Here is an 11,851-nt window from a genome sequence, read left to right as displayed (position 1 = left end):
AGGCAACATGAACAAAGTTATCAAGATAGCCGCGTTGTCCACCTTGTCTGTATTGCTGGTGGGGTGTGTTAACAATGCAGAAGAGTTAGGTTCTCATGTCGCTAAGTTACAAACCGAACAGACGTACAACCCTAACGCTACTCTAGACAACCTAGGCGTAATCCCAACAGGGAGTGGCGAGCGAATGGAAGGGGTTTATCAAACTTATACGGGTAAGAAAGATTCAGAGCTAGCTGGTACAGATAGCCAAATATTGGAACAATTTGGCCAATGATATTGAAGGTAAAAAGGGGGGAGCCCTTGTATCTAAAGGGCTGATTCGCTAACGGACAAATTGCTGCTTGGTAATTCTGACATATTGCTTGGTGTTTCCTACAATTAAAAATATCAAAATGAAAAATATAGAATACATCGTGTGATTGAATTTAAAAGGTGTGGTTAGGTGGTTGGTCAGTTTTCTTAGTCTAACTAGACAAGTTAGGTTTAAGACGATAGAGGCCATGCGTGTCTTTGACTCGGTCAGCATGGATTGCTAGGAGAAAGTATATGGGAGAGGCGGTTAAGCTAACACCGAATGGAGATAGTCCTATTAGACTGAAGACCAATATTACTATTTGGGTTTTTTACTCATCCGATGCGTTTCACCTTCACATTAGCCACGAGTTGTCTAAGTGTCAGAGCGTGAACTTTGAGATGATCTCATTTCATGGTTTAGTTGTTGCCAATTTAGCCCATTTTTCACCACCTGATTTGATTTTTGTTGAAACAGGGCCTAACTGGGCGCAGAAAATTGTCGAACTTCAGCAATATGAAGCACCAGAGTCACAAGAGTCTTCTCATGAAGCTTCGCTGATAGTTTTTGGTAATGAAAATGACAATGGTGCATTGAAAATTGCGCTGCGAATCGGTGCGATGGACTTTATATCGGATAAGGCGGTTCTTGATGAGCTTATTCCGATGCTACGCAATATTGCAGAAGAGAAGGTCGCGACGCGCAATTTGGGTGAGTTAATTGTCTTTATGAATACTAAAGGTGGAGCCGGGGCCTCTCTTATTGCTTTGAACACAGCTATAACACTTGCGAAAAGACAGTCTGATGAAGTGTTATTAGTTGATCTTGATATGCAGTTTGGAGTAATTGAAGACTATCTGAATGTCCAGTGCACTTATGGTATTGCAGATGCAATAGCGAACGTTGCGGATCTTGATGATGTTTCTCTAGGTAGTCTTGTGACTAAGCATGACTCAGGTCTACATATTCTTGGATTTAAAAGAGAAAACAGTCACGAAAATTTTGAAAAAGTAAATCAGTTGAATAAGTTAATTCCTGTTCTACGTGAGCGTTATCCATTGGTTGTTATTGACTTATCACGTGGTTTGGAACGTCAATTTGGTTCAGTAATATCACCAGCGACGAAAATTTTTTTAGTGACTCAACAAAACTTAGTGGCTGTTAAAAATACGACTCAAATACTTAAGGCACTGACGTTTGAGTTTGGTATTGGTAAGGATCAAATGGAAGTCATCGTTAATAGATATGAAAAACGTCAGTCCATCAAGCTCAAAGATATTCAAGATACTGTTGGAAGCGTAAAAGTTCATACCGTGCCAAATGAATTTAAGGTAGCAATAGAGAGTGCCAACTTAGGTCGTCCATTTATTCAAGCGAAGAAAAGCAGTTCGATGTCAAAGTCAGTTCAGAGGTTAGCGAATTCCCTGCTGCCTGAGCCTGAAGAGAAGAAAGGTTGGTTTAAAAGAATGTTCTCGTAGCGGATACGAGTTAATAAGGGAGCTTTCATGTTCTTCAAAAGGAAAAATATAAATCCAGATTTACAGCAAAAAGTTGCCGAAGCAGAAAAAGAACAAAAACAGCAGCAAGCTGTATCCGTTGCGCAAGCATCTATTGCTGACGCAACTCCCCCGAAAGAGGCAGCAGAGTCTTTTCAGGAGCGTAAACGCTTGGAAGCAGAGGCGAAAGGTCACGCTGTAGAGGAAGCTAAAAAGCAATTAGAACTAGAGCTATCGGTCAAACACTATTACCACCAACGCTTACTTGAAACGTTGGACTTGGGTCTTTTGGCAAGTTTGGAGAATGAAAGAGCTAAGAAAGAGCTCCATGATGCCATCGTTCAATTAATGGCAGATGACCAGACTCATGCCTTGAGTGCAGAAGGGCGTAAGCGCGTTATTCAACAAATCGAAGATGAAGTGTTTGGCTTGGGGCCACTAGAGCCTCTACTCAATGATGCCACGGTGTCTGATATCTTGGTTAATGGGCCTAAACACGTATTCGTTGAGCGAAGAGGTAAACTTGAACTGACGCCATATACCTTTCTTGATGAACGTCATTTAAGGAATATCCTTGACCGCATTGTTAGCCAAGTTGGCCGACGTGTTGATGAAGCTTCACCTATGGTGGATGCTCGCTTGGCGGATGGTTCTCGTGTCAATGCGATCATCCCTCCACTCGCACTTGATGGTTCATCGGTATCTATTCGTCGTTTTGCGGTGGAAAAACTTAATATGGACAACCTATTGAACTTCAACTCTCTCTCTCCTGAAATGGCAAAGTTTGTTGAAGCGGCAGTCAATGGGGCGATGAATGTGCTTATTTCCGGCGGTACAGGTTCGGGGAAAACCACCACATTAAATATCTTTTCCAACTTTATCCCTGCGGATGACCGCATAGTTACCATTGAAGACTCGGCAGAGCTCCAACTTCAACAGCCTCACGTGGTTCGATTAGAAACACGTCCAGCTAACCTCGAAGGGAAAGGGGAAATAACCCAGCGAGATTTAGTGAAAAACTCATTACGTATGCGACCCGACAGAATTGTGCTCGGGGAGGTACGTGGTGCGGAAGCTGTCGATATGTTAGCGGCAATGAATACCGGTCACGATGGTTCGTTGGCGACTATTCACGCGAATACGCCGCGTGATGCTCTTTCTAGGGTAGAGAATATGTTTGCAATGGCAGGTTGGAATATGTCAGCGAAAAACCTTCGCTCCCAGATCGCTTCAGCAATTCATTTAGTCGTACAGATGGAACGTCAAGAAGATGGTAAGCGGAGAATGGTGAGTATCTGCGAAATTAATGGCATGGAAGGCGAGATCATTACCATGTCCGAGATCTTTAAGTTTCACCGTAAAGGAATGGATGAAGAGGGGAATGTTCTCGGACATTTTACGGCGACGGGTGTTGTGCCTCAATGTCACGATCAATTGGCGAAAAAAGGTCTTCATCTACCATTTGAAATTTTTAATGAGTCAATCTCATAAAGGAGGGAGTTATGCAGCAGGATGCAACGCTCTTTTTTGTTTTACTTTTTTTCGCCGTGGTGTTTATTTCACAAGCGTTAATCCTTCCTGCTGCTGGTAGTAAGGCTAAGCATAAAGAACTCTCTGAACGACTGAAAGAATCTCAATCTAAGCTGGATGAAGAAGCGCGTTCTTTGCTACAAGAGCATTATTTGAAGAGCTTAACACCGTGGGATAGGCGATTAGTGAAAATTGCAGCCTTCTCGTCACTTAAGAAATTGATTGAGCTTTCCGGTTACGACTGGAGTTTAACCCAAACTCTTCTTGTGACGAGCTGTTTATCACTGTGTGGCTTTTTAATCGCCCTGCTTATTGGTCAACCTTTTTATGTCGGCCTAGCAGCCATTGTCGGTGTGTGGGTTTGCTTGTATTTTTGGTTAAGTAAAAAAATTTCAGATCGCTTATCTGCGTTTGAGGAGCAACTCCCCGAGGCATTGGACATTATGCGCCGTATGCTCCAAGCAGGTCAGCCAGTGACACAGGCGTTTAATGAAGTCGGTTTAGAAATGCCTGCGCCAATTGGTGTCGAGTTCAAGAACATGTTCAATTTGCTCAACTATGGATACGACATGCGCATGGCTATCATGCAAATGGCAGAGCGAACGCCGACGGTATCTATGTTAGCTTTTTCCAGCGCGGTAATTTTACAAAAGGAGACTGGCGGTAATCTTTCTGAAAACCTAGAGAAGGTGTCCAAAGTATTGCGCTCACGTTTTAAGTTACAACGGAAGATCAAGACGCTTTCTGCTGAGAGTCGCCTATCTGCGTGGATATTAGTACTGTCTCCATTCGTTCTTTTCATCTTTCTTAGTGTCATTAATCCGGGTTATGTAGAACCACTCTATACTGATCCTAGAGGCATGAAAATTGTGAGTGGTGGCGTGGTGAGTTTGTTTATAGGCTCACTGTGGATACGAAAAATCATTAATTTCGAGGTGTGATATGGAATCAATATTCGATCTAATTTCATCTTACGAGATTGATGAACAGACCTTTTTTCTTGCAGTGATATTAGTTGCGACAGTACTGCTGATGTTTACCATCTCTCTGATTCTAATAAGCTCTAAATCACCTTTAAAAAGCCGACTTGCGCGATTAAAAGATGCAACTCGATCAGACACACTTAAAAAAGGCAGTCGATTAGAAAAGTCTTTAGAATCGTTAGCGCCAGCAATGAAATCTTCAAACTCCAAGGAGAGCGAAAGTATTCGCGTTAAGTTGATGCATGCCGGTTACCATGATGCCAGTGCTTTGACATTTTTCTACGCGATGAAAGGTATTTCAATGGTGGTTGGCTTCTTGATGGCGGCAGGTATTTATTTTTTCGCCCCAGAGATGTCGATGCGTAATGTTGCGATGATTGGTAGTGTCGCTTTTGGGCTTTATTGCCCAAATGTTGTCTTGAGTATGATGGTTGATAAAAGGCAGTCAAGAGTTCGTAGTGGTATTCCAGATGCGCTCGATTTGCTGGTGGTTTGTACTGAATCTGGTTTAGGTTTTAATGCGGCTCTCAGAAGAGTGGCTGATGAATTAACCATTTCGCATCCAGACTTTGCTGACGAACTGGATACGGTGTGCGTCAAAATAAATGCTGGTGTCGAGATGTCGGATGCGTTTAATGATCTCGTTAAGCGGACAGGTCTAACGGAAATTGCAGGTCTAGTGACTATGCTGGCTCATGCGTCACGAATTGGTGGTAGCTTATCGCAAACATTACGTGAATATACTGAAGATTATCGTGACAAGCGCAATCAAGAGATCGAGGAGATAGCAGCTAAGATTCCAACTAAAATGATCTTCCCACTGCTGATTTTCATTTGGCCTTGTTTCTTTATCGTTGCGATTGGGCCCTCAATGTTGCTATTCACCTCAACTATGGGGAAATAAGGACAAATTATGAAAGGATTTAAAGTTGTTGCCACTCTGTTTTTTACACTTTTACTTGCAGCTTGTGCCTCTCAAGAACCAAGTCTAGATACCTCTTTATATGATGGTAAGCCAATTGATACCTTATCGTCCGAAGAGCCTCCTAAGACAGAGAAAGAAGCGATTATGCGTGGTGATACGGCACTGAGTAGCGGTAATGTTGATTTAGCTTTGTATGAATACATCCGCTCACTTGCTTTTGAAAATGGTCAATTTAGAGATCGCTCTTTGTATAACATCGGCCGAATTCACCAGTCTCGTGGTAATCTACCTTTAGCGGATAAAGCTTACTCGTTAGCACTGGAAGAAAATCCGAATAATGTTCAAGTATTGGAGCAGTTAGGGTCTATATACAGTAAAAATGGCGATATCAACCAAGGTAAGAGCTATTTTTTACGGGCAATCAACGCCGATCAAATTCGTTTTGGTAGCAGTGAAACTTTGGTTAGCAAAGACCTTCAATCTTCGAAAGAAGTCGCTGAGCTCAAAAGTGACGCTAAATCACCAGAGTTCGCTTATATGGGAATGGGAGTCATCGCTGATCTGGAAAAAGATCATTCACTGGCTCAGGCATTCTACAAACAGGCACTAAGCATTGAACCTAATTCAGCGAAAACATTAACCAATGTCGGTTATTCGTTTTATATGTCGGGTGATTACCGCAAGGCGCAAAGGTTTACCCTAGAAGCGCTAGATAAAGATTCAGGTGATGATAAAGCTCTGAATAACCTTGCTTTGATCTATTTAGCAAAAGGGGAGATCACTCGGGCGATCAACGTTTTCTCTCGTCATATGGATAAGCCAGAAGCGCTTAATAATGTTGGCTACTTTCTGCTCCTCCAAGGTAAGCCCGACCAAGCAATTCCTTATCTACAACAAGCGATTGATACTAAGAGTACTTACTACAAGGTTGCAAACGAGAACCTAGAACGAGCCTTAGCCTTAGTGAGAGAGGGTGAAGCTTCAGACAAGCAATGATCAAAAAGGGAGAACCATGTTCTCCCTTTTTTATATTTTAAACCTTGCTGGTGTTAAGCGAGGTAACCGCCGGCAATCCCGGCTACGATATAGAAAGCTACCATCCACACGATTGGTAGTTTTAATTGTTTTAGTAGATAAAAACCAATCAGCACAAAGGCAATATCCCAGGCGTTGACTACAGCACTGGTAAAGACTGGTTGATAGAGCGCGGCAACTAACAGGCCAACAACGGCTGCATTAACGCCATTGACCGCGCCAGACACTTTTGGGTTCTTAGCCAGCGATTGCCAGTTTTTAAGTACACCCAGTAGCAGTAAGAATCCGGGTAAAAACACCGCAATTGTCGCAACAAGAGCACCAACAATCGGTGACTGAGGCATGAGTTCGTAACCAATATAGGTAGCAAAGGTGAACATTGGGCCTGGAACAGCTTGAGCTGCCGCGTAGCCTGTTAGGAATGCATCTTGGCTTAGTTGGTCACCAACAATGTTTTGTAGCAATGGAAGGACGACATGGCCGCCACCAAACACTAGGCTACCAGCTTGGAAAAAGTCGTTAAACAGCCCCAGCATCGGTATCGTTGCTGCAACGAAAGGTAGGCCAATTAGTAGCAGACCAAACAAAGCCAATGGTAAAAACGACGGTTCAAACTTACCAGTGTAGTTTTGTTCTTGATTGCCAAGGAACTTCATCCCGACTAGGGCTGCGAAGAGTAATACGATGATTTGCGTGCTAATGCTTGGTACCACTAGTAGCGCTATGGCAGTAATAAGACACAAGCTAACCGACAGCTTATCTTTACAGAAATTCTTGTACATTCCCCATGCGGCATCAGCGACGACGACGACCGCTAGTAGCTTTAATCCATGAACAATGCTTTGAAACAGTGTGGTTTCGGTTAGTTGGCTACTAAGTATTGCCAGAGCGAGCATGATCAGTACAGATGGCAAGGTGAAGCCAATAAAGGCCATGCAGGCACCCGGTAATCCACCGCGTTTATAACCTAAAGCAAAGCCGACTTGGCTTGATCCTGGCCCCGGTAAGAATTGACTCAACGCGACAATTTGCGCGTACTCTTTATCTTCTAACCACTTAAGCTTCTCTACAAACGTATTGCGAAAGTAGCCAATGTGGGCAGCAGGACCGCCAAAGCTAATCCAGCCTAACAAGAAAAAGGTTTTAAAAATGGACAACATAGTCACGTTACTCGATTAACAAATACTGCCCATAATGTAATGAATCAACTAGAATGACTCAAATTGATAGTTTTAATGATCATCATGAATCATATGGGATGGCATGGATGAAAGAGTTTAATTGGAAAGGGGTCGACCTTAACCTGCTGGTGGCCTTTCAAGCCTTGTATCAGTCGAGCAGTGTTAGTTTGGCGGCGGAGCGTTGTTTTGTCAGCCAGTCGGCGATGAGTCACACTCTGCAACGAATGCGAGCTTTGTTTGATGACCCTCTGTTTGAACGAGTGGGAAGTAAAATGGAGCCTACCCAGCACGCTCAAGATATTGCACCTGTGATTGACCAGTTATTAGCGAACATTAAAAACGATCTATTGGTTAAAAAGCATTTTACCCCTAGCAGTTATGCAGGTGTTTGGCGTATTGGGTTAACGGACTATGCTGAGCAGCTGTTCGCCCCATTGCTATACGATGCTATCAAGCGGGAATCGCCAAATTGTCAGGTGAGTTTTTACAACGTTAACCGCAGTAATTACGTCGAAATTGCAGAAAGTGAGTCGCTGGATGTGGTGATTGGCAGCATAGAAAACTTAAATCGTCGTTTCTTATCGGAGCACCTATATACCGAGCAACATTTGTGTTTGTTTGATCCCTCTGCGGTTAACGTTTCAGAGCCGATGAGCATCGAATCTTTTGTTGCACTGGAACATGCATTGGTTAGCCCTGATGGCAGTTTGCAAACTCAAGTCGATAAGCGATTGGCGAAGTTAGGCTATGAGCGCAGGGTAGGTGTCGCATCACGCAATTTCCTGACCATTCGCCGCTTGTTATTGGGCCGCCAGTTGATCTGTATTGTCCCTAAGCGTTTTGCTGAAATGGAAGCCTACACTCATGATCTAAAAGCTCTTGAGTCACCGGTAGACATTCCTGATTTTGATATTCGTCTGCTCTACCTGAAGGTGAGTCAGCATGAGGAAAAAAATCGCTGGATTCGTCGTGTCGTGAGTGACACAGTCCGCCAATAAATCATTATTGTTTATTGGCAGGTAGAGCCAACCTACCAACTAGATTTGCCCATAATAGGTGAGAAAATTGCGGGCAATTGACACAGATTTAACCACTCTAAGCGGGTTTGCCACTACTTTACCGCGTAAATTAACGATAAAACGAACAGCCCAAAGAGCGAGTGTATGTTTGCAAACAAAATCAAATTGATAACACTGTTGTTAGCCGCTGGTTTATTAGCAGGGTGTAATGGTGGTTCTGGAAATAATGGTCAGAATCCGCAGAATCCGCAGAATCCGCAGAATCCGCAGAATCCACAAAAAGTATTAAGTAATACTGAGATCGTTGCTCAATTAAAAGCCAAGTTTCACCTTTTGGATGATGATGCGCAATATGTAGTTAAATATCATCATGCGGATGCGTTAGCCGTGGTACAAACAGAAAATCCGTTGATGGCGAATTTAACTTATACGTTTGAGCCGGCGACTCCAATTGCAGCAGGGCTTAACCAATCTATTTCCGGTCCGGTTAATTGGTCTGTACAACAACAGCAGAATGTGCGTCGTATGCTCGGCCAAATCGCTTTTGTGATTAATAGCAAAGCGTTTATCGACCGTTTTAATAATGCTGGGTTGGATAAGCTTAACTCACATGCGTTTTCTTCGGGTTGGCAGTCGGTTGATGCTGGCGTTCCTCCACAAAATTATCAACAATTTAAAACCGTAGTGAATTTAGCGATTAAGGAGTGGAAAAATGATGGAGACTCTAAGACAGACCGTTACCACTTCTACCTTGTGAATAAAACTTCTGGGGGGGATGCATTTGGGCAAATCCAACGCCCTGAGGTGTATTTAAGTGCGTCAGGTATGGCGAATGACTCTACTACTAGTAGCCCTGCACAGCTGCATAATAGTGCTTCATTACTATTGCATGAATTAACCCATACTTGGGGGTATAGCCATGATGGATTTAATGATATGACGCCTAATAATATCCCTTATTACGTGCAAGCGATCACTTGGCCAGGTGGAATGAATTTGACTGGATGTCCAAAATTTATGGACGAATGGGATAAAGCAAATACAAACAACCCTCTAGGCCGCTGTAATTTGTATCCAAATGAGAAAGACCCAGCTTTAAACCCTAATATGACCCCAGAACAACTAAAAAGTGTGAGTCTATTTACTCGCTTCTTTGGCCCGTCTGATATTAGTGCTCGTCACTCATAATTAATCAATCAGCACCTAAGTGAGAGCTTAGGTGCTGATTGTGTTTATCGAGGTTACGCCTACTTAAAGTGGCTGTATCCTAACCCTAGAGTTTTTACCCTTAGTATTTGGGGAAAGTTAGTCTGTTTGCGGAACAGTGGATTGGCTTGGCTGTTTATCAAGCTTAGCTGTCTGTTTTTTCTCAAAGCGAGAGATCCACCACCAAGCTAGACCCGAGAATACTGCCGTCATAAACACATTGATGAAGAAGGCTCTCACTAGGTCGACACCTGACGGGAATGCTGATGCGGTCATGCTGACGACAAAGATAGTGATCAGTACTGATACTACACCCATACCTTGTTTACGTGTGCCCATGCGGAAGTCACGTGGCGTATCATCATGTTTCAGACGGAAAACAAAGTAAGCAATCATGATGAAGATTGGTGGTAGCATTGCGGTACCCGCAGTCAGGTTGATTGCTGTGTTCATCATATCTTGCACTGATTCTGAACCGAAACCGTTGACGATAAGCATTACGAATACGAACGCGAATTGCCACCAAGCTGCACGCACAGGAACGCCGTGTTCATTTAGCTCAGTTGTTTTCTCGCCGTAAACGCCTTTTGGAATTTCAGAGAAGTGGATTTTTACCGGTGCCGCTGTCCACATCATCATTGAGCCGAACATCGCAACGAATAGAACGATACCGACGAAGCGACCAACCAGTGACTCAGAGATGTTGAAGTATTGAGCCATACCCGTAAAGATTTCAACCATACCGCCTGCGTACGTAAGGTCTTCACGAGCAACGAATACGTTTACCAGTAGTGAACCAACTGCGTACATTGTGCCGATAGCAACACCAGCTGCGATGATCACTTTGATGAATGACTTGTGACCGCCTTTTACGTCATTTAGGTAAGCCGCTGCAGTTTCAGCACCGCCCGCCGCTTGGAAGATCCAACACATGATTCCTAGCGTTGCCCAGTTGATGGTTGGTGTCATCGCTTCAAGTGTGATTGGTTGTACTGGTTCGTGGTTGCCGCCCAGCGCCATTAGTGCACCAATAACATAGATAGCAAATAGGGCAAATACGCCGTAAGCCACGATTTCAGAGATCTTACCTAACCAAGATGCGCCTTTGGTTGAGATATGAGTCGCCGCCGCAAATAGAGCGATAGAGATTGCAGACGTGACCATAGGTGAGAAGGCGTACTCGTAGCCCAGCATTGCGTATGATGCGTAAGCAATAACGTTAGGTAATAGGGATACGAACCAGAACAGGTTTACGAACCAGTATAGGAATGAGCCAAGGTAAGCGGCTTTTGAGCCAAGTGGCTTCTTCAGCCAGTCATACATGCCTGACTCTGAGTTTTTGTTTGCTGAAACAAATTCAGCAATGATAAAGACGAACGGGATGAAGTAGACAAGGGTTGCAAGCAAAAAGATAGGTGCCGAGCTTAAACCCAGTTCGATATTGTTGTTTACAATGTTGCGAACATTGAATACCGCTGCAAATGTCATGGAAAGTAGGGCGAATTTGCCTAACTTACCGCGCATAGATTCAGACATAGTGTCCTCCGATGAATCACGTCAATTCCCTTCGAACATCAAGTCACTGTGCGATTGAGCGTTCTGTCATCCAGCGCGCATAGTATGCGAAGTCGCGATAGGATCCAGTGCCCATGCATGCTTTTGTGACCTTGATGCCTCCGGTTGTAGTAGTTATTGGCTGGGCCAGAAATACTGACCCAGTGTGTTGTGTTTATTTATTTAGGAAGTAACCATCTTCGATAGTGACTTTGAGCACGACTTTGCGTACGCGGTTATCACCATGGAAGCGGTAAGCTTTACTGTTGTCGAAAATCGCCACTTGGCCTTCATGCAGTTCACGCTGTTCGCCATGACCGATTAGGTATTCACGGTCGGTTTCATCGCGATAAGCATCGACAAGCTCTAGTTGAGATTTGTCAGCAAACTCGACGGTTTCGCGACCTTCTAGGTAGTAATGCACATCGAAGTAGCGACGATTCCCTTCAAAGGTTTCGGTATTACCAGCAGTGCCGTCTTCAATCATGTATACCAATGAGTCTCCAATCGAATGCATCACGCCATCTTTGATATTGGCGATGTTGTCGATTGCTTCCACGCAGCGGTTCCATTTACGACCATCGCGGTAAACCACTTTGAATTGCTCTAAGCTCTCTAACACGATCATGG

General features: G+C 43.8%; 11 protein-coding genes. 8 read left to right on the top strand and 3 right to left on the bottom strand.

The features are described 5' to 3' along the window. Positions 1 to 7 precede the first annotated feature (7 nt). From ACU01J_RS09580 to ACU01J_RS09555, 6 genes are all read left to right on the top strand, one after another. Positions 8 to 274 carry a hypothetical protein gene (locus tag ACU01J_RS09580; protein ID WP_481085493.1) on the top strand — a complete coding sequence of 89 codons (267 nt, stop codon included), beginning with the start codon at positions 8 to 10 and terminating at the stop codon, positions 272 to 274. A 272-nt stretch (positions 275 to 546) separates the two neighbouring features. Continuing rightward, positions 547 to 1,770 carry an AAA family ATPase gene (locus ACU01J_RS09575; protein WP_481085492.1) on the top strand — a complete coding sequence of 408 codons (1,224 nt, stop codon included), beginning with the start codon at positions 547 to 549 and terminating at the stop codon, positions 1,768 to 1,770. A 27-nt stretch (positions 1,771 to 1,797) separates the two neighbouring features. Further along, positions 1,798 to 3,279, top strand: a complete 1,482-nt coding sequence (locus ACU01J_RS09570) for a TadA family conjugal transfer-associated ATPase (RefSeq protein ID WP_481085491.1) — start codon at positions 1,798 to 1,800, stop codon at positions 3,277 to 3,279. Positions 3,280 to 3,290: 11 nt separating this feature from the next. After that, complete coding sequence (locus ACU01J_RS09565; protein WP_481085490.1) at positions 3,291 to 4,259, top strand: type II secretion system F family protein; 969 nt, start codon at positions 3,291 to 3,293, stop codon at positions 4,257 to 4,259. 1 nt (position 4,260) lies between these two features. After that, a complete protein-coding gene (locus tag ACU01J_RS09560; RefSeq protein ID WP_481085489.1) occupies positions 4,261 to 5,205 on the top strand; it encodes a type II secretion system F family protein in 945 nt (314 codons plus the stop codon). A 9-nt stretch (positions 5,206 to 5,214) separates the two neighbouring features. Next, entirely contained in the window at positions 5,215 to 6,222 is a 1,008-nt protein-coding gene (locus ACU01J_RS09555) for a tetratricopeptide repeat protein (protein ID WP_481085488.1), read from the top strand. Positions 6,223 to 6,275: 53 nt separating this feature from the next. On the opposite strand, the gene chrA is transcribed toward ACU01J_RS09555, so the two are convergent. Next, positions 6,276 to 7,421 (bottom strand): chromate efflux transporter, encoded by a 1,146-nt coding sequence (gene chrA, locus ACU01J_RS09550; RefSeq protein WP_481085487.1) that lies wholly within the window; start codon positions 7,419 to 7,421, stop codon positions 6,276 to 6,278. Positions 7,422 to 7,528: 107 nt separating this feature from the next. On the opposite strand from chrA, the gene ACU01J_RS09545 reads away from it, so the two are divergent. Further along, the gene (locus tag ACU01J_RS09545) at positions 7,529 to 8,440 is read left to right on the top strand and encodes a LysR family transcriptional regulator (protein ID WP_481085486.1); all 912 of its coding nucleotides are present in this window, start codon (positions 7,529 to 7,531) and stop codon (positions 8,438 to 8,440) included. A gap of 165 nt (positions 8,441 to 8,605) precedes the next feature. Next, positions 8,606 to 9,649 carry a hypothetical protein gene (locus ACU01J_RS09540; protein ID WP_481085485.1) on the top strand — a complete coding sequence of 348 codons (1,044 nt, stop codon included), beginning with the start codon at positions 8,606 to 8,608 and terminating at the stop codon, positions 9,647 to 9,649. A 117-nt stretch (positions 9,650 to 9,766) separates the two neighbouring features. Here ACU01J_RS09540 and ACU01J_RS09535 read toward each other — a convergent pair whose 3' ends face one another. Both ACU01J_RS09535 and ACU01J_RS09530 read right to left on the bottom strand, forming a co-directional pair. After that, positions 9,767 to 11,203, bottom strand: a complete 1,437-nt coding sequence (locus ACU01J_RS09535; RefSeq protein ID WP_481085484.1) for an amino acid permease — start codon at positions 11,201 to 11,203, stop codon at positions 9,767 to 9,769. A 193-nt stretch (positions 11,204 to 11,396) separates the two neighbouring features. Next, positions 11,397 to 11,849 (bottom strand): beta-galactosidase subunit beta, encoded by a 453-nt coding sequence (locus tag ACU01J_RS09530; RefSeq protein ID WP_481085483.1) that lies wholly within the window; start codon positions 11,847 to 11,849, stop codon positions 11,397 to 11,399. Between the last annotated feature and the right edge of the window lie 2 nt (positions 11,850 to 11,851).

Source organism: Vibrio sp. 2433-A1, from assembly GCF_056726085.1.
The sequence above is the reverse complement of the archived record's forward strand: the minus strand, read 5'-3'. Positions and strand labels throughout refer to the sequence as shown.